This is a genomic window from Caballeronia sp. LZ003, assembly GCF_031451465.1.
Classification (GTDB): Bacteria; Pseudomonadota; Gammaproteobacteria; order Burkholderiales; family Burkholderiaceae; genus Caballeronia.
Genome location: NZ_JARUXJ010000004.1, coordinates 1 through 16,274, shown reverse-complemented (window position 1 = coordinate 16,274; position 16,274 = coordinate 1). Strand labels below are relative to the sequence as shown.

At 60.7% G+C, this 16,274-nt stretch carries 23 protein-coding genes; all 23 read right to left on the bottom strand.

Annotated elements, in window-relative coordinates:
- Position 1 precedes the first annotated feature (1 nt).
- On the bottom strand, positions 2-598 hold the full coding sequence (locus QCE79_RS24150; RefSeq protein ID WP_309848298.1) for a tail assembly protein: 597 nt from the start codon (positions 596-598) through the stop codon (positions 2-4).
- Positions 595-1,347, bottom strand: coding sequence for a C40 family peptidase (locus tag QCE79_RS24145; protein ID WP_309848297.1), 753 nt, complete (start codon positions 1,345-1,347; stop codon positions 595-597). Before QCE79_RS24145 ends, QCE79_RS24150 begins: the two co-directional genes overlap by 4 nt.
- A complete protein-coding gene (locus tag QCE79_RS24140) occupies positions 1,347-2,027 on the bottom strand; it encodes a phage minor tail protein L (protein ID WP_309848296.1) in 681 nt (226 codons plus the stop codon). Before QCE79_RS24140 ends, QCE79_RS24145 begins: the two co-directional genes overlap by 1 nt.
- Positions 2,024-2,944: a hypothetical protein gene (locus QCE79_RS24135; protein WP_309848295.1), complete on the bottom strand. Its 921-nt coding sequence runs from the start codon at positions 2,942-2,944 to the stop codon at positions 2,024-2,026. The genes QCE79_RS24140 and QCE79_RS24135 overlap by 4 nt, the downstream gene beginning before the upstream one ends.
- Positions 2,945-2,950: 6 nt before the next feature.
- Positions 2,951-3,292 carry a phage tail protein gene (locus QCE79_RS24130; protein ID WP_309848294.1) on the bottom strand — a complete coding sequence of 114 codons (342 nt, stop codon included), beginning with the start codon at positions 3,290-3,292 and terminating at the stop codon, positions 2,951-2,953.
- Positions 3,292-6,108: a phage tail tape measure protein gene (locus QCE79_RS24125; RefSeq protein WP_309848293.1), complete on the bottom strand. Its 2,817-nt coding sequence runs from the start codon at positions 6,106-6,108 to the stop codon at positions 3,292-3,294. The genes QCE79_RS24130 and QCE79_RS24125 overlap by 1 nt, the downstream gene beginning before the upstream one ends.
- A gap of 79 nt (positions 6,109-6,187) precedes the next feature.
- Positions 6,188-6,589, bottom strand: a complete 402-nt coding sequence (locus QCE79_RS24120) for an HK97-gp10 family putative phage morphogenesis protein (RefSeq protein ID WP_309848292.1) — start codon at positions 6,587-6,589, stop codon at positions 6,188-6,190.
- A complete protein-coding gene (locus QCE79_RS24115) occupies positions 6,582-6,887 on the bottom strand; it encodes a hypothetical protein (protein ID WP_309848291.1) in 306 nt (101 codons plus the stop codon). The genes QCE79_RS24120 and QCE79_RS24115 overlap by 8 nt, the downstream gene beginning before the upstream one ends.
- Positions 6,888-6,889: 2 nt before the next feature.
- Positions 6,890-7,276 (bottom strand): hypothetical protein, encoded by a 387-nt coding sequence (locus tag QCE79_RS24110; protein ID WP_309848290.1) that lies wholly within the window; start codon positions 7,274-7,276, stop codon positions 6,890-6,892.
- Positions 7,277-7,281: 5 nt separating this feature from the next.
- The gene (locus QCE79_RS24105) at positions 7,282-7,716 is read right to left on the bottom strand and encodes a phage tail tube protein (RefSeq protein WP_309848289.1); all 435 of its coding nucleotides are present in this window, start codon (positions 7,714-7,716) and stop codon (positions 7,282-7,284) included.
- A gap of 7 nt (positions 7,717-7,723) precedes the next feature.
- The gene (locus QCE79_RS24100) at positions 7,724-8,077 is read right to left on the bottom strand and encodes a DUF3168 domain-containing protein (protein WP_309848288.1); all 354 of its coding nucleotides are present in this window, start codon (positions 8,075-8,077) and stop codon (positions 7,724-7,726) included.
- The gene (locus QCE79_RS24095; protein ID WP_309848287.1) at positions 8,070-8,306 is read right to left on the bottom strand and encodes a hypothetical protein; all 237 of its coding nucleotides are present in this window, start codon (positions 8,304-8,306) and stop codon (positions 8,070-8,072) included. Before QCE79_RS24095 ends, QCE79_RS24100 begins: the two co-directional genes overlap by 8 nt.
- Complete coding sequence (locus tag QCE79_RS24090) at positions 8,299-8,631, bottom strand: phage head closure protein (protein ID WP_309848286.1); 333 nt, start codon at positions 8,629-8,631, stop codon at positions 8,299-8,301. Before QCE79_RS24090 ends, QCE79_RS24095 begins: the two co-directional genes overlap by 8 nt.
- On the bottom strand, positions 8,628-8,984 hold the full coding sequence (locus QCE79_RS24085) for a head-tail connector protein (protein ID WP_309848285.1): 357 nt from the start codon (positions 8,982-8,984) through the stop codon (positions 8,628-8,630). The genes QCE79_RS24090 and QCE79_RS24085 overlap by 4 nt, the downstream gene beginning before the upstream one ends.
- Positions 8,974-9,162: a hypothetical protein gene (locus tag QCE79_RS24080; protein WP_309848284.1), complete on the bottom strand. Its 189-nt coding sequence runs from the start codon at positions 9,160-9,162 to the stop codon at positions 8,974-8,976. Before QCE79_RS24080 ends, QCE79_RS24085 begins: the two co-directional genes overlap by 11 nt.
- Before the next feature lie 62 nt (positions 9,163-9,224).
- On the bottom strand, positions 9,225-10,439 hold the full coding sequence (locus QCE79_RS24075; protein ID WP_309848283.1) for a phage major capsid protein: 1,215 nt from the start codon (positions 10,437-10,439) through the stop codon (positions 9,225-9,227).
- A 27-nt stretch (positions 10,440-10,466) separates the two neighbouring features.
- Positions 10,467-11,324, bottom strand: a complete 858-nt coding sequence (locus QCE79_RS24070) for a head maturation protease, ClpP-related (RefSeq protein WP_309848282.1) — start codon at positions 11,322-11,324, stop codon at positions 10,467-10,469.
- 3 nt (positions 11,325-11,327) lie between these two features.
- On the bottom strand, positions 11,328-12,596 hold the full coding sequence (locus QCE79_RS24065) for a phage portal protein (RefSeq protein ID WP_309848281.1): 1,269 nt from the start codon (positions 12,594-12,596) through the stop codon (positions 11,328-11,330).
- Complete coding sequence (locus QCE79_RS24060) at positions 12,596-14,029, bottom strand: terminase TerL endonuclease subunit (RefSeq protein ID WP_309848280.1); 1,434 nt, start codon at positions 14,027-14,029, stop codon at positions 12,596-12,598. The genes QCE79_RS24065 and QCE79_RS24060 overlap by 1 nt, the downstream gene beginning before the upstream one ends.
- 414 nt (positions 14,030-14,443) lie before the next feature.
- The gene (locus tag QCE79_RS24055) at positions 14,444-14,911 is read right to left on the bottom strand and encodes a hypothetical protein (RefSeq protein ID WP_309848279.1); all 468 of its coding nucleotides are present in this window, start codon (positions 14,909-14,911) and stop codon (positions 14,444-14,446) included.
- Between the two features lie 195 nt (positions 14,912-15,106).
- A complete protein-coding gene (locus QCE79_RS24050; protein WP_309850522.1) occupies positions 15,107-15,427 on the bottom strand; it encodes a phage head closure protein in 321 nt (106 codons plus the stop codon).
- Positions 15,427-15,750, bottom strand: a complete 324-nt coding sequence (locus tag QCE79_RS24045; RefSeq protein WP_309848278.1) for a head-tail connector protein — start codon at positions 15,748-15,750, stop codon at positions 15,427-15,429. Before QCE79_RS24045 ends, QCE79_RS24050 begins: the two co-directional genes overlap by 1 nt.
- Positions 15,731-16,274: phage portal protein (locus tag QCE79_RS24040; protein WP_309848277.1), on the bottom strand; the 544-nt coding region annotated here is incomplete at its 5' end. The genes QCE79_RS24045 and QCE79_RS24040, both read right to left, overlap by 20 nt.

Genomic DNA, 16,274 nt, shown 5'->3' with positions numbered 1-16,274 from the left:
GTCAGGCTTGGTCCTCTGCATAGATGCCCGCGCTAGCTCGTTTCGAGCCTACGCGCATGCGGCCGTAGACGATAGGTACGCAGTCGCCCTGCGCCGCGCTATTGACGGCGCCATTGAAGTAATAGGACGTGCCGTTGTCGCCGCTCGAACTCGCGAGCCCGCTTGTCTGAGGACTCAGCATCTGGACGACGCCGCCGAGCGCCATCGATGCGCCTAGCCCGAACACCGCGCCTTGGCTAAGTGCAGCGATACCAAACGCGCCGCCGGCAGGAACGAAAAACGAAGCTGCGATAAGTGCCGCGCCCAGCAAAGTTTGGAACAGGCCGCCGCTTTTGCTTCCGATTATGATCGGCGCAATGCGAATCTCATCGTCGCCGACAGGCTCGGGCAACTGGTCTTCACCGAGATTTCGCTTGCCATTAAACACTGCGAACGTCAGGCCGTTGTCTTTTGCGTTCAGCATGAACCTCTTGAATCCCGGCACGATGACGCTGAGCGCGCGCACCGCCTCTGACGTAGACGACACCGCAAGTCGATGCACGCGGCCGAACTGCGAGAGCGGCCCGTAAAGCCGAATGGTTCGGAGTTTGTCGCTCACGACTGCGTCTCCTTGCATCGAAGCACCGTGCGCAGCGCGTGCGCCCACATGCCGCCCCATACCGTGCGACCCGACAGACGGCCGTGCATGTGGTGCAGCATCACGTTGTCGCCAAGATAGATGCCAGCATGGTTGGGCACGTCGTTCTTGCTGCGAATCTGCATCAGCAAGACATCACCCGGTTGCAGTTGGGCATCCTGGCCGACATCGACAAAGCCCGCCTCAGCGAAGTGCTCCATGTAAAGATTCGACTTGCCGTCTTCCCACCACCGGTCGTCACGCTCGAAGTCCGGCAAATCGATGCCGCGCTCCACTTTGTAGTAATCCCGCACGATCGAATAGCAATCGTGAACACCGTGGACGAATTCCCGCCCGATGAGGGGTGCCGAGTAGCCGCTCGGCCCGAACTCGCACCAGTCTTCGGTGCCGACCGAGCCGTCGTCTTGCACGCCTACGGAGATGATCACCCACTTATCAATGCCGCTTTTTTCGGCGATGGCTTTATCAGCCATGCTCGGGCGCGCCGGCGCGCCGGGATGCGAATGCACGACGGCGAGGATTGGTCCCATGTCTTCCGCGAGCGCGTAGTCTTCGGGCGACATCACGAAGTGCTCGCCGGGCGTGGCCGATAGATTGCGGCACGGCACATAGCATTCGGTGCCGTCCTGCAATATCACGAGGCCGCAGGATTCCGCCGGATAGCACGACAAGGCGTGATCCGAGATCGCTTTTTTCGTTGCGTCGTTCATCAGGAAAGGGTGTCCGACAAGAAGCCGCCGAACGACAGCGGCTGGTTCACACCGAAGCGGCATTCACAGCCGCTGATCCGTTTGCTGCATCGGTCTAGCGCCGGATCGCTCACCGGCTGATCGTTCGCGTCAAAGTAAGCGCTGCCCGTGTAGCCGCAGTTCGCGTCACGATACTGCCATTGACAGATCGACACGATTTGGCGCGCGGGCAGCTGCTGGCCTCCGAAATCGAGCGCGCTCGAAAGCGTGAATTCGACTTGCACGTTCGTCTCGCTGCTCTTCTGCTCGACGTACCAGAGCTCAGTCGCCATCTCTTCAGACGGGTCCGCAGTCGGATTGCCGCCCGGGAAGTTGACGGCGTCGAGATACTTGCTAAGCGTGCGACGGCGCCGCACCTTTGCGCCCACGAGATCGGCGAGGAAGACACACAGCGCCGAGATCGTGCCGCCAGTGTTGCCGACGGTCAGCTTCGGCTCGGGCTGCTGCGCGTCTGACGTGTGTTCAAAGCCAGTGCCCTGAATCGGCCACGGCTTATATTCATTGCCCTGCCAGAAGATTGACGCGGTCTGGAGGTGTCCTTGAAAGCGGAGCAGGTCGCCGCCGATCGCCGTGCAATCCACCTCGAACAACTCGACGAGCCGACCAGGTTCGAGCTGCTGAATGTCAGCCGTGATTGTCATACGATTCGAAGCGCGTAGATGCGACAATTGATCGACGCTGCGGCGCCGCATCGTGCAACCGCGAAGATGGTCGTGTTCGCCGAGACATTCATGTTGGTCATCGGCGACGAAATAGTATTTGCGACGGCGGCAGCAGCGAGCGACGTATATTGAGGGAACGTGAAAGCGCCAGATGTCGCGCTCACGCCGAGGGTAAAGTCCGACGCGCTTCCAGATGTCACCGCGAATGCCGCGACAGTCCAAACCAGATAGTTTCCGGGAGGAAGTGTCATTGCAATGACGTTGGTTACGGCGTTTGCAGTTAATCCGCCCGAAGGTTGAGATGCTTGCAAAATCTGTCCGACTGCACCTGCCGGAACTGCGGCACCGCTAGTCATCCCCACGGAAGAAGCCGGATTTGGCAGATTGCCTGTGTCCCATAGGGTGTTGCCATTGATAGCCGGGCGTGTAGCGAAGCCTCCCGTTACTGTCAGCGTCCCATTGACTATCTCGTTATCTGAATTCGTACGGCCTCGAAACAAACACCCAATAGCATGGACGCCATCCGAATCCAGACTTGCCGACTCTCCAGCATTCAGCTTGGTAAGCGCGATCGTGTCTCCGGATCCAGCTGCGATTGCGAGCGTGACGGCCGTCGCTCCAAGATTACGCAAATGAACGAGGCCGTCTAAGCCCATCGTCGCCGCCGATGGAACGTTGATCGTGCCGGGCGAGGCAAGATTGACATTTACGCGCTTACCGACATGCGCTGCCGTGAGCGCTTGAGCGCTCGTGATGGTCGCGGCCGCGCTCGTGAGCGTGGCCTGAGCATTCAGCACATCAACGTTCGCGTTGGCCTTCGTGTTCGCGCCGCGCACGGTGTCGCCGTCAACCGCCGTCGGCGGAGTGCCGAGGTTGACCTTTTGGAGTGTGCTCATCGAGGTTTAGGGTGCGTAAGTCTGATCGAAGGTTGCGGTGATCGTGTAGGTGTTGCCGTCTTTCGTCGGCTCACTCCACGTCTCACAGGTGAACAGCGCCGGGGCTGTCCATAGAAGCGGCGTCCACAGGAACGCGGTCGCGCCAGCGTGCGCACGCAGGAAGGCGAGGATCGCGCTGATGGTCGCGGCGTCGCCTATAAATTGAAGGCTGAAGCTCGAAGAGGCGTTATTCAGACCGTCTGCTACACGTTGGGCATACCCATCGCCGAACTGCGCTTTGCGCGTCTTCAGCGTCGTGCTGCCCGACGAGCTCGCAACGGTCGGCTTCCAGATGAATGTGTCGGCCATTACGCGACCCCGTTCTGCATCTTCCACAAGGCGCCGCCCTGACGCCGCTCATTCACGACGACCTCGCGCACGGCTGCGCGGATCTTCTTTTGCAGATCGGCCGCCCCAGACTGATTCGCCGCGCTATCGGCCCCGCCCTGCACCGTCACCGGCGCATCAATGTTGATGTCGCCGCCGCCCGCGCGCGCCGCGTTTGCCGACGCGCCCACGTATCCGCCGCTGGCAAAACGAGCCGCGTTGCTCACGTGCCGACCTTGATTTACAGCGTCCAAAACATTCACGCCAATGCGCTTCACCGCATCTGCACGCAATACATACTCGCCATCAGACAGCCATGCAGCGATCGAATCGGAGTTCGAAGTGCCCGGACCGGCTACGCGGCCGCCATCTGCTAGATGGAAGGTGCTCGCCGTATCGCTCGTCGTGCTGAAGCCGTAGACGTTGTTGCCGGTGGTGGTGCTCGGCGTGAAATACGAGCTCACCGCCGACATCGCGAAGTTGAATAGCCCCGAAATTGCCGCCCGCGCCTGCATGCGAGCGATGTCCGCGATGACGCTCGTCGCGAGACTGCTGAAGTTGAGCTTGCCGGTCGTCACGAACGCGGCGAAGGCGTCTTCCATGCCCCGGAACGCATCTTGGAAGGCTGACGCCGTGCCGGCGGCAACGTTCGCAGCCGCATCTGCGTAGTCCGCCACGGCACGCTTGGCGCCGGTGAACCACTGCGCATTGGCCGCGCGAATGTCATTCGAGGACTTCTGCGCGATCTCAATCGACTGATCGTAGTATTCCTTCGTCGCAGCCAGTTCGTCGGCGTATTGATCGAAGTCGATCTTGTTCTCTGTCCGCTGCTTCGCGAGATCAGCGACCTTCCGATCGTAGTCCTGCCGAATCGCCAGCTGCTTGTCGAAGTCTGCGCGTGCGTCGGACCCCATGCTCAAGCCAGAAAGGGTGTTCGCCGCCGCGCTGCGTTGCGTTTCTAGCTGCTGCGCCAACGCGTCGGTGTAGATTTTCAGATCGGCAGCTCGCTTCGTCGCGAGCGTCGCCGTATCGTTGGTGTACTTCTTGTCGTCCTCGGCCATCGACTGTCGCACAGCCGCTATATCGTCGGCATACTTCTTGTAGGCCTGTTTGTTCTTCTCGCCCTTCGCGACCTGAAGCTGCTTTTCATCGTCGATGAGGAGCTGCTGATAAGCGGCCTGACGCGCGGCGTGCTCTGCGTCGAGTTGCTGCTGCGCCGTGATCAAACCCTGTTGGCGCTGACTTGCGATGTCCGACAGCGAACTCTTCAGGGCGTCGTTGATGCGTTTCTTGTCCGCATCGAGCGCATCCAGCTGGGCCTTTATCGCCTGTTGCGCAGCCGTCGCCGCGGCGGACGCCGCAGACTTCGAGCCGTTTCGGCTTTGGTACTGCTTTTCGATTTCGGCGAGGTTGTCGACGTGCCGCTTCTCGACGTCTTCAAAATCTTTCCCGAGAGCATCACGATTTTTCTTCAGCTCGTCGAACTTCGCGTTTTCCTTCTGAATCGCGAGGTTCCGCTGCTGCAAAGGCGACGCATATTCCGAGCTTGAAAGGTATTTCCTAGCCGACAATACGGCATCGCCGCCAGCGGCGCGCTTCGCCTGCTCATCAGCCACGGCTTTCTGCGCAGCCCCTACCTTCTGCAGAGCAGTCACTTGCGCGTTGGCGGCGTCGAGTTCTTGCTGCGCAGACATCGTGTTGCCAAAGGGCATCGATTGCGCCTGCATCAGATTACGCTGCGCTTTTGCCTGGCGCTCGATCGCCGCGGTCAACTGTTCGGCGTTCGATGTTGCTACGCCGATCTGGCTGATGTAATTGATGGTTTCGATAACAATCGATTTCAAGCCGCCCCATGCGCGGCCGACGGCCCCAATATTTTCCTGAGCATGCTCCTTGAATTGCTGATGCGCCTGAGCCATGCCCTGCAGGATTGCCTTATAGGCTGCGGCGCTATCTCCCGTTTTGATGTAATTCTCGATGACGTCGACCTGTGACGCCGAGAACGTGTGGTATTGACCTTGCAGATCTTCGAGAGCTTTCTGCGGGTCTTTGGCGAAGTGAATCATCGCCTCGGCTGCCTTTTCAGCAGATACGCCAGTGTCTTCGGCGAACTCCGCTGTCACCTTCGTTGCAAGCGCAAGCTGATCGGCCGCGATCTGACCGCTCGACACCAGCGCGGTCATCGCGGCCTGCACCGTCGTGATCTGCGACCCGGTGCCCGCAATAGCCTTTGACATCGCGTTCAGCTGGTCGTACGTCAGCCCGAGATAGCCGTTCGTGATCTGCGACGCGTGCGCCAGATCGCTCATCGAGGAAGCACCCTTCACCACCTCGTAGATGAAGCCGCCAATCACGCCAGCGACCGCGCCGATAGCCACGCCCGCACCACTGAAGACGAGAGACAGCGCATCGGTACGCTCGGCAAGCACGAGCAGCGAGCCTCCGAAGTTCTTCCAAGAGCCGGTGGCGGCCTCGTGTCCAAGCACGGCGAGCTCGCGACGCGCCGCGACCGAATTCAAACTGAACGAGTGCATGGCCTCGCCATTCGACTTCGAGGCCTCCTCAACGGCGCGCAGCTTTGCGATAGATGATGCGGCTGCATCGGATACGCCAAGCTGAGCGGCCTGCAATTCGAGAAGCTGCGAGCGCGTAAGACCGGCGGTCGACGCTGCGCGCGTCAGGGACGAAACGAAGCTGTTGATCTGACGTGCGCTAGCCTGGCTTCCATTAGCAGCGGCCTCAGCAATGGCTTTCTGCGCAGTCGCGACGCGCTGCGCGGCCTGATCTTGCGTCTGCATGAAGGCTTGCGCCGACTTCCGCGCGGAATCAAGCTCGGAGCGATAGCCGCTTGCGTCGGCTGTGACCCGCGTTACGCTCTCATTTGCCACTGGTTTTCGCCTTGATTTCGGAGTCTATGGCATCAGCGACAGCCTGCGCTGCCGCCTTCTTCTTCGCCTCATACGCGGGCCGCTTGAATGGCTTCGCAGCCATCTTCGATGTCCCGTATTCGACGAATCTCAGGTAATACGCATCCTTCAGCCAGGTCACGACGTACGAGGCGATCTTCCCGGTGACAGAGTTCTCAGCGTCATAGGCAATGACGAGCGAAGCCGCACCCTTGCCGCTATCGCGCGGGATGCGCAGCTTCTCTTCAGCGAGGAAAATATTCGCGCCGGCCAGCGCGGCCTTGCGCAGCGTCGATTCGCTCACAGTGACGTCGAGCGCGTCGAGCTGCGCGGTCAGCGCACCCGGATTTTTCATCTCGAATGCTTTAGCCATTCGGAGCCTGACCGAACAGCGCCGCGCGCATCAGATTCGATTGCGCAACGACATCAGGAAGGAGGATCGGCTCATTTGCCGCAGGCTTCGACACGCCGCCGAGCCACGGGATAACGTCCGACGGGCCGAAGGGCTCCGGCCGCGCTTTCGGGCTGCGATTGACGTTGTAGATTGCGGCGGCAACGACCCCTGCGCGGAGATCCTCCATCTCGGTACCAAACGGCTCGATCTTCGAATAGGCGAGCCACTGCGTGAACTCCGCGCTGTCGACCTCGGCCTGGCAGCGCGCGACCGACATTTTCAGCTCGCGAGCGAGTCGGAACCAGAAGAGCCGCTCAGGGCGGCGTCGGAGTTTTTTTCCGCGTCCTCCGTGGCCGTCGCGCCGATGCCGTTCAGGACCATGGACGCCGCAGCGATCCGTGAAATAACTGCGGCATTCCGTTGCTGCAACAGCGGAATGTCGTCAGCGGTGAACAGTGGCTTGCCGTCGTCCCCGACCGCCGTCGCTACGACAAGCGCCGCCTCGAAGAAACTCGGCGACTTCGCGCTGTCCGCCGTGGCTTGGCCGAACGCATCGCGCGCGGCGCCGCTCATCACCTCGACGGTGATTTGGCCACCCCATTCCGGGACGTCGACCGTCTCGCGCTTCAAGTCGTTTGTGGCGAAGATTTGATCACGTGTCAGCATGCTGATTAGCTCCCTGCCGCGACGTCGGTCACATCGCCGGTGATCGTCAGCGCGATCGTGCCGGTGAGAACCGTGTCGGTGCCGCCCGCGAGGGGAAACGACTTCACGAAAGCCGAGAACGTCTTCGCCGAGCCGTCGGGCAGCGTCAGCTTGTACTGCTTCGCGGTGCCAGCCTTGCGCGAGGCGAGCATCGCCGCCTGACCGACGTCGGCATAGTTGATGTTCGCTTCGAGCGAGAACGAGCCCCAATCCTGCAAGCCCAAGCGCTTTTCCTTCGCGACGGAATTCAAGTCGGTGACGTCGATTTCGGTCGCGGTGCCGTCGAAGCCGGAATAGCTCTTGACGTTGCCGACGTTCGTCCAGGTCGGCTGCGCCGCGCCATCGGCCGCAGTGTTGATCGCGAAGGTGCTGCCTTGCGAAGAGATTGCTGTGCTGGTCATGATTTCCTCAGACGGTGAACCACAAAGAGATGTCGAGACGACTTCCGTAAAGCTTGGTGTCGTCCTCATAGACGCTCACCGGCGCGCCGATGGGCACGCCACGAACAGGCGCAGCAGTCAGCGCCTGAAGAACCTGCTGCATGAGAGTCACTGCCGCGGCGCGCGTCGTCGCCCAGACGTTGATCTGCATGCGTGTGTTTTGCTGCTGATTTAGGCCGTCGAATGATGTTTCGTCGACTCCACCGACGGCTTGATATGTGATGTACGGCTTCGCCACGCTGGCAGGCGCGACGTCTGGATAAACGCGATCCGCGACGAGGCCACGCGTCGCCGTATAAACGATCGATTCAGCGCTAGCCATCTTGTGCCTGCCCTTGCAGCGGGCACTGCATGTCAACGTCGAACTCCATGATCACGACGCTCATCGTGGTGAACTGGCGTGGATCAACGTTGATTTTCACGTCGGACACGCCCGCGATATGACGTCCATCCGGAAGAATGAGTCGTTTCCCGTCACCGTCTTCTACAAGGCGAAGGCGCACCTTCTCTTTGCTTCCTGCGAACGGCGCGCGCGCAACGATGCTAACCATTGTTGTTCCCTGTGGTGCACGGCAGATCGACGTATTCGCGACCCGCTAGATCCGGCAGCGGCGCGCCGATGTTGAACACAACGCCATCAACGATCGCGCGCATGCCGTTCGTTATGTCCGTGCGATAGCGGATTCGAATGCTTGCCGACGCGGTGCCGACGTCAGCGTCTGACGTGAGCGTTTCCTTGCCATTCAGCATGAGGACGTTGCACCATACCGTCGCGACTTCCGTCCATCCTTCGATGGGCTGACCAAGATCATCGAAACCGCCGCCGTTGCGCTCGATGCGCACGCGCCGGTCGAGATCGCCCGCGCGCAACGTCATACACCGAGCCCCGCGCGGAATGGCTGGAGTAATTGCTTCGAGCCGACCGGCAACTGCATGACGCTCGACGACGTACCGACCACTGCATCCTCGCGATAGGCATAAAGCTGGCCGAGGATCAACAGGATCGCTGCGCGGATCGCATCGTTGATCAAGATTGGATCGGCACCGGCCGTGCCGTCAAGCACGGCGGCGGCCATGTCTTCGGCGTTGGCGAACAGTTCTCGATTCAGAAACTCGCTCGCCGTACGGATTGCCGCGCTCAGATACAGCGCAACTAGATCATCGGCAACGCCCGCGTCCTCGCGCAGATGCGCAAGCGCGGTGGCAACCGGAATCAGTTCAGCCGCCATTTCGCGCCTTCGGCTTCGAGACGGGCTTTTCTTCCAGCACCAGCTCTTCGGAAGGCTTCGTCGACGGCTTGTCGATCAGCCCCTTCGTTTCGAGCTCCCGCGCGTGCTGCTCATTCGTCGTGAACTCGGTCTTCACTTCGCCGTTGTGAAACACCGGCCGCTTCGTCTTCACTTTCATAGCAGTCTCCTAACCAGCGGCGCACTCGGCGCCGCTGGCGTTAGCTTGCAAACACCGCAGGCTTAGGTCGCCGGCGTGAACGAGCCGTACACGAACGCTTCAGGACGCTTGACCGCCAGTGCGAGACGCTCTTCGCAGCGCACGGTGAGCATATTTTTTTCGAAATCATCGTTATTCTCGCTGGAAATCACGACGTTCGCATCTTCACGGTCGAAGATTTGTGCGCCAGCCTGGAATGCGCCGGTGAGGAACTTGCCCAGGAAAGCCGGGGTTTCCGTCGGGACGACTGGCAGGCCCCAGAGCGTCGGCGACGCGAGGCGCAGCGGATTCGCGAACAGGTACTGACCCGTCGAATCCTTCGTCAACTCGACCTTCGCCCAGTCGACGAAATGCAGCACGAAGCCGGTCGCGGGATAGCGCGCGAGCTGCGCCTGAAGCATTGCGAGACGCAGATCGTCGATACCGGTGCCGTTCGCGACTTCGAACGCGGGATTGAACGCCGACGCTTGCGGAACGATGCCGTGCAGATGCGCACCCGTGCCGTCGCCGAACAGAATTTCCTGCTCTTCGACGTAGCTGAGCCCGTAGCGCATTTCAGCATCGACCAGGCTCGACAACTGCGAGAAGTCGTCCATGATCTGCTTGGACGCCTTGAACAGGTGAGCGATGGTCGTCACGGGCGTGATCTTCGTCGCGAATGCGATCGTCGATTCCGGCTTCTTCGTGTTTTCCGGCACGACTGCGGCGTTGTTCGTGAAGCCCGTCTCCTGCACCCAGAAGATCGCCGGAGCCGTGGTGCGGCCACCCGTGATCAGGTCACGAATGAACAGACGCTGCTTCGGCGCCACGTCGATGTTCGTGTCTCGCTGCGGCTGCACCACGCCATCGGCGACGCCGGGGCTCGTGAGCGCGGCGCGCACCGGGATGCTCAGGCGTGCGCGCTCGTTGCCTGCGATGCGCGCCTTGAACTGGTCCAGGCCTTCGTTCGCGACGACTTGCTGACCGAAACTCTTCGGCATCTCGCGCGCGGCCGGACCGGCGTTGCGCACGGCTTGTTGCTCGACTTCGCCGAGGCGCGACTTGATCTCGTCGGCCGTGCCCTTCAGCGCATTGAAATCGGTGGCCAGCTTGTCGACCGACGCCTTGGTTTCGGACGACAGCGTGCCGGCGTTTTGCGCCTCTTTCAACGCCTTCTCGGCTTGCGTCGAGAATTCGCTCGACACCTTGTTGAGCTTCGCCGTGACGGTGCCCAACAGTTCTTCAAGTTCCTTATCCATTCGATACTCCAGTAGGTCTGTGACGCCTCAAAAAGCCGCAAGCGCGAGCTTCAGTCGGGCGATTACGTCGGCTGCATCGGCCGACACGGTTTCGGTAGCGTCACGCGTACCGGGAGCAACAGCGTTCTGCGTGCCGCTCTTGACTTCCTTGATGAGTTGCCGGCGCTCCGAGCGCGGCACACCCTGCTTTGCGAGCAATGCATCGATGCGATGCGCCGCGATGCTCTCGCGCGCGCTCGCATTCGTATCTTTTTTCGTGGCGTCGGAGGGCAACAGGCCGTCCGCGAAACCCTTGGCGACCGCATCCGATCCACCGATCCACGTCTCGGCGTCGAGCATGCTTTCGATTTCTGCCGTTTTGAGGCCCGTGCGCGCTGCATAGATGTCGGCCATCGCTGCGTCAAACGGCGCAAGCGTCTCAGCCGTCGCGATGAGGTCGTTCCGATTGCCGATCGCAACCACCCAGGCGTTGTGAATCATCAGGAAGCCTGCACGCGCAACTTGCACTTCGTCGCCGGCCATCGCGATGATCGACGCCGCCGAAGCGGCGAGCCCGAGAACGCGCACGGTGACCTGCGCCGGATGCTCGCGCAGCAGGCTATAGATCGCGAGACCTTCGAACATGTCGCCGCCCGGCGAATTAATGTTGACGACCACCGGATTGCTGCCGATCGAGCGCAACGCCGCGCTGATCCGCGCAGCCGTCACGCCGGAGCCGTCCCAGTCTTGCCCGATGACGTCGAAGATGCTGATCGTCGCTGCGTCATCACTCGCCGCCGCGCGAATGCCGTTATCCCAGCTCTCCACGGCACGCGCCGAAAGTTCCGAGCGCGCGCTCGGGCGCACCGCCATGCTCGGAGCGGTGGGAAGTCGTTTCAGGCTCATGTGTTATTTCCCGGTTGGTTCGGGCGTAGGTGCAGGCGCTGCTTTGCCAAGCTGATCCAGCGGAATCATGTTCGACTGGACCGTGAAGACATCGCCACCCTGGAACGGCGGCAAGTTTTCTTTCTTCCGGACGTCATTACGGTTTTGCCAGCCGTTTTGAAGCGCCGATGTGTAGTACTGCGCGCGGGCAGCGCTGTCGGCGCGCAGCAAACCTTCGACGTTGAACTCTGCGTAAAACTTGTCGCGCTCAAGAGCCGTCAGCAGGGCGCCCCCGATCTCCTGCTCGATGTTTTCGAGCCAGAAGCGCAGCGTGTATGTCAGAAACTGCTGGTTCATCTGTTCCGACGAAGACGCCCACGACGACGATTTATCCGTGTGACCGACCATAGTCGGATGCACGCGGAACCAGCGGCAGATTTCTTCGATGTCGAAGCTCAGCACCTGAAGCATCTGGGCGTCGGCCGGACTCATGCTGATCTGTTCGAACTTCGCGCCCTCTTCGGTGACCATCACCTTGCCGGCATTGGTCGACCCTTGGAACGTGGCGAGGGACTTCTTCAGCGACTCACGCTGCTCCGGCTTCAGCGAGCCAGTAATGGCTAGCACGCCGGACGCCGCCATTCCCTGCGCGAAAGACTTCGCCGCATACTCATTCGCTGCTGTCGCCTGGCCGAGCACCTCTCGTGCACATGCCACAGGCGACAGTCCGATGAGCCCGTCGGTGCCGAACCCTCGAATGTGCATCACCTGCGCCGCGCTCAGCGTGCGCTCGGTTCCGCTCAGGTCCGTGTAGACGTATTGCAGCTCGCCGGTCGTCAATTGCTTCACCACCATGCGCTGCGGCAACAGAATTTCTAGCGACACGATGCGCGCGCCGAGGCGCTTGATCTCGACGTAGGCATTGCCGCGCAATAGCAGGCTCGCCATCACCGATAGCCAAAACCGCGCAGCGGTCATTTGGCTGTTCGGGCGCACCCGGAGCAAGGTGTACAGCGGATGGTCGACCGCAGGAACGCGAGAACCATCACTCAACCGCTGGAAGAACCCCATCGGCAGCGTCGAAACCGTTTCAGCGAGCAATCGCACGCACGCCCAGACTGCAGAGAGCTGCAACGCTGCGTCGACGCCGACGACCTTACCGGCAGCCGATTTGCGGTTATAGAACTCGTTCCAAAATTCCGTGTTGGTCAGGTCGATCGTGCCGCCGGAAAGCCAGCTGACCAAAGCTGCGCGCACGCGGCCCGGGCCCGCATTTTTCGGCTTTCGTGCCATTAGACGCCCACCATGATCATGTCGTTGGTCCAATCGTTGCCGGTCACCTGAGGATTAAGTGCCATCAGGGAAATAGCATCGAACGTTGCCATCAGCGGGTCGATCTTGCCCGTCCCGCTGGCTTGTTTTGTGATATTCACTGCATTGCCCGTCGGCACAATGCGTGCATTTCCTACGCACCAGGCCATAAGAGATTGGCCGCCGTGGACCAGCACGCCTTCAGCAAGCTTCCGCTCCGCTGTTTTGATTGCGCCGGAGAGCTTCCAGCCCTGCGAGATACCAATCACCTTCTCTTGCGGCACCTCCGCCTCGACAAGAGCGTCTAGAATGCCGCCAATTCCAGCCGGGTCGCATCCGACGCGGTCAAGCAGCCCCGATCGCTCGACAGTCGCGACGATGTCGGCCACATCGGTGACGTCGTCGCCAATCTGCGCCACCACGGTGAGATCACCGTCGTTCTCGAAGTCGCGCAGCCGCGGCGCATGCTGCTTGTTTCGCTCGAATACTGACGGATGCGCCCAAGCATGTGTCCACAGTAGCCACCGACGCGTCTCGCGCTCCCTACCGATCACGGCAAGGCCTAGCAAGTCGTCCAAGCCGCCGCCGTCGATGCCGACGTCGATCACTTCGCTGCGCGCGATCAGATCGTCGAGCGTTATGCGCGTCGCACGCGCGGCGTTCTCCCAAAAATCTGCGCCTGCCCACCGGTCGCTCCGCAGCGCAAGACCAATTTCCACATTGGCATGCTTAGCCAAAAAACCCCGGAAGGACTCTTCGCCTTCAGTCTTCGCTTTCGTGAATTCCCGCTGCAGGAACGCCTCATCGACCGAATATCCGAGGTTCGGATTCACCATCGCGAGATTTTCGGCGAGCAGATGTTCCTTGCGGGCCACCATTTCCGGCGGATGCTCGAAGATGATCGGCACGAAACACTTGTCGACGACCTTTCCGTCGCGCACGTCGCGCGCGTACTGCAGTTTCTGGCGAAAGACGCCCGCCGGTGGATCTGCAGACTGCGTGGTCAGGTAGATCACAAAGCCTTCAGGGCGAGAAGCAAGCCCGCCGATCGCCTCGCGGAACATGTTTTCTGCCGAAGCCTGATACCCAAACAGATGCAACTCGTCGATTAGCGTGCCGACGCTCTTCTTGCCGCCGACAGTATTCGAATCCGCCGCGACCACCTTCAGCGTCGCACCGCTTGTGCGATGCGTGATCGTCTTCACGTGCGTTTGTACTTGGAAGAGCGCGTCAAGCTCGTCCTCATACTTCACGATGTCACGGCTAGGCGCGAAGCTGTTGTTCGCGACTTCGATTGTCGGGGCTAGGATCGCGTACTCCGCCGACACGCGCCAGTTCAGGATCATGGCAGTCATCATGATCCCGGCCGCCAAGCTCGATTTCGAGTTTTTCTTGGAAATGCGAAATGTCCCCACTGTCGCTTATTGGGCAAGGGTCTCATTGGCAAGGATACCGCTGATACCCCGTTAGTTACCCCCTTAATAAAGGCAGTGGCGAGCGCTCGTGTCCTGAGCGATACTGAAGACTGCATGCCTTCCAAGCTCGGCCGCCGACTCGACAAATGTTGTTCGGCATGCGGGAGACGAGGCAAACCATAATGCGGCAAGAAACCTATCGCCAGTGGATGGTGAAAGCGGCTTGTTCGGACACTGGCAAACCCTACAGTGCAAGCGTTTATTTAGAGGCTGCGCCGGTCACTCCACAGTCACCGAAACGGCGTCTTAGATTTGTCCGAGTCGTATTGCGCGACTCGTGTGTGGAAGCAGAAATGGCGGGGATTTTGTGGGCACGCGATTGGGTCGATACGCATGACAACGAGCACTGATTTCTTAAGAAGCATGTGACTCGTCAGAATTGCCCACTACGAAAGTTTCGTCGTTGTCCGCCGAAGCAGAGTGCTCATGTATCCGGCGGATCGTGACGCTATGGGACTGAGCGCGCTTCGCAAATCCACGTGCCCGGTTATAGACCGTGCCACGCGAGCACTGAAGCTGATGCGCGATCACCTTGATGTTGGCGCGATACCAGTACACGCCAAGGAAGCACTCCGCGTCACCCGCGAAATCGGGTCGTTCGCAAAGCGCGTAAATCGCCATGTTCAGGTAAGGCATTTCGGCGTCAAGGAACGCGTCGGGTTCTCCGGTGCGCGTGCGTCGTGATGGCCTAAGCCGAGCGAGCACATTCGACTTCACCGGCGGCACGAAGATACGGCGCGTGCGGCACCATTCGACCCAGCGATTGATGAGATCGTCCACCGCGTGGCGGTCATACTGAGTCGAGTGACTGTCTTTTCTCATGGTTCAGGATGCGCGCCAGTTTTGGCGAGCGTTGTCGAATCAATGGGTCGAGCAGATAGCAGGAATTCCTGCTATCGCACCTAGATCAACGGTTCGAACGCGCTCCAATTCTGGCGAGCGCTGTTCGATCAAGGGTTGGAGCGGATTGCTGGAATTCCAGCAATCTTCCTGATGCGGCGGGCTTCGCAGGCGTGGCTAGTGGATATCGTCCGTTTGACAGGTGAGATCGACGTGCTCACGTCGCGCATAATCGGGCAACACGGCGGTCACGTGAAACGCCGCGTCACCATGGACGACGCGCATGCCCGCCTTCACATCTGTGCGATATCGGATTCGGATGCTCGCCGTACCCATCGAAATGTTTGCGTTGGACGCCATCACCTCTTTGCCGTTGAGCATGCGAATGTTCGCAGGCACCGTCGCCACTTCCTCCCAGCGAATGTCCATATCGCCCGGCTTCGCCTTGGCACGCCGTTCGATGCGCACCGTCCGATTGAGTGAGCCAGCTCTGAGCATCACGCCACCGCCGGATCACGAAAGCGCATAAGCAACGACTCGACCGCCGGACCGATGGGACTGCCGCCGCCCTCACGATCGGCGTAAAGGTGCCCCAACACGAGCAGCACGGCCGAACGCACCGGACCCGGCACTGCGCTCGGCGTCGAATCGGTTTCGACCTTCCACTCCTCGGGCGCGGGCTTTTTCAGATAGTCGATCACGATGTCGCTTGCAGCGCTGATGAGGTCGTTGATCGCCGCGTCGTCTTCACCGGGCGAGACGCGCAGATGCGCACAGGCGCGCGTGAGCGTCACCAGCGGCCTACTCAGGTGTGTTGTCATCGGTCGGCTCTTCGTTCGGTTCGGTTCGCGCGGTGCGTCTTGGCGCGGGGTGCTTGTCGCGCGCGGCCAGCGCGGAGAGCGCGAAGTTCTGCTGCTGGAGGTAGGGCGTGTCGCCGCCTGCGACCGGCGGCAGGTTCTCGGCCGCACGCGCCTCGTTCGGCATCATCCACCCGCCGCCCACCGCTTTGGAATGCGCGTCGTAGCGCGCTACCGGGTCCATGCGCAACAGATCCCGCACATCGACCTCAAAGCCTTGCCCGTCTGGAACGTCAAGCCCCTCGTCCAGGCAAAGCTCGAGCTCCTCGATCGGCGCTTGCAGACAGTCGGTGTAATAGGACTGCTCAAGCGCGCCGATATTGGCGGCGGTCTTCGAGCCCGTCGGGTCCGCACCGATCTTGTAGAGCGGCACGTGATAGCAGCGCGCAACATCCTCCACCGCCCATTTGAGTTGCTCGATGAGCTGTGCGTCGATGGCGCTCATCATGACGGTGGCGTATTTCAGGCCGTCCCCGACGACGGCCACG

Excerpts from the sequence above, each read along its gene's own strand:
- QCE79_RS24075 (WP_309848283.1), bottom strand. The coding sequence starts at position 10,439 with ATGGATAAGGAACTTGAAGAACTGTTGGGCACCGTCACGGCGAAGCTC.
- QCE79_RS24145 (WP_309848297.1), bottom strand. The coding sequence starts at position 1,347 with ATGAACGACGCAACGAAAAAAGCGATCTCGGATCACGCCTTGTCGTGC.
- QCE79_RS24120 (WP_309848292.1), bottom strand. The coding sequence starts at position 6,589 with ATGGCTAAAGCATTCGAGATGAAAAATCCGGGTGCGCTGACCGCGCAG.
- QCE79_RS24065 (WP_309848281.1), bottom strand. The coding sequence starts at position 12,596 with ATGGCACGAAAGCCGAAAAATGCGGGCCCGGGCCGCGTGCGCGCAGCT.
- QCE79_RS24095 (WP_309848287.1), bottom strand. The coding sequence starts at position 8,306 with ATGGTTAGCATCGTTGCGCGCGCGCCGTTCGCAGGAAGCAAAGAGAAG.
- QCE79_RS24125 (WP_309848293.1), bottom strand. The coding sequence starts at position 6,108 with ATGCAGACGCAAGATCAGGCCGCGCAGCGCGTCGCGACTGCGCAGAAA.
- QCE79_RS24080 (WP_309848284.1), bottom strand. The coding sequence starts at position 9,162 with ATGAAAGTGAAGACGAAGCGGCCGGTGTTTCACAACGGCGAAGTGAAG.
- QCE79_RS24085 (WP_309848285.1), bottom strand. The coding sequence starts at position 8,984 with ATGGCGGCTGAACTGATTCCGGTTGCCACCGCGCTTGCGCATCTGCGC.
- QCE79_RS24090 (WP_309848286.1), bottom strand. The coding sequence starts at position 8,631 with ATGACGTTGCGCGCGGGCGATCTCGACCGGCGCGTGCGCATCGAGCGC.
- QCE79_RS24105 (WP_309848289.1), bottom strand. The coding sequence starts at position 7,716 with ATGACCAGCACAGCAATCTCTTCGCAAGGCAGCACCTTCGCGATCAAC.
- QCE79_RS24050 (WP_309850522.1), bottom strand. The coding sequence starts at position 15,427 with ATGCTCAGAGCTGGCTCACTCAATCGGACGGTGCGCATCGAACGGCGT.
- QCE79_RS24045 (WP_309848278.1), bottom strand. The coding sequence starts at position 15,750 with ATGACAACACACCTGAGTAGGCCGCTGGTGACGCTCACGCGCGCCTGT.
- QCE79_RS24135 (WP_309848295.1), bottom strand. The coding sequence starts at position 2,944 with ATGAGCACACTCCAAAAGGTCAACCTCGGCACTCCGCCGACGGCGGTT.
- QCE79_RS24115 (WP_309848291.1), bottom strand. The coding sequence starts at position 6,887 with ATGTCGGTCGCGCGCTGCCAGGCCGAGGTCGACAGCGCGGAGTTCACG.
- QCE79_RS24130 (WP_309848294.1), bottom strand. The coding sequence starts at position 3,292 with ATGGCCGACACATTCATCTGGAAGCCGACCGTTGCGAGCTCGTCGGGC.
- QCE79_RS24070 (WP_309848282.1), bottom strand. The coding sequence starts at position 11,324 with ATGAGCCTGAAACGACTTCCCACCGCTCCGAGCATGGCGGTGCGCCCG.
- QCE79_RS24140 (WP_309848296.1), bottom strand. The coding sequence starts at position 2,027 with ATGACAATCACGGCTGACATTCAGCAGCTCGAACCTGGTCGGCTCGTC.
- QCE79_RS24110 (WP_309848290.1), bottom strand. The coding sequence starts at position 7,276 with ATGCTGACACGTGATCAAATCTTCGCCACAAACGACTTGAAGCGCGAG.
- QCE79_RS24055 (WP_309848279.1), bottom strand. The coding sequence starts at position 14,911 with ATGAGAAAAGACAGTCACTCGACTCAGTATGACCGCCACGCGGTGGAC.
- QCE79_RS24100 (WP_309848288.1), bottom strand. The coding sequence starts at position 8,077 with ATGGCTAGCGCTGAATCGATCGTTTATACGGCGACGCGTGGCCTCGTC.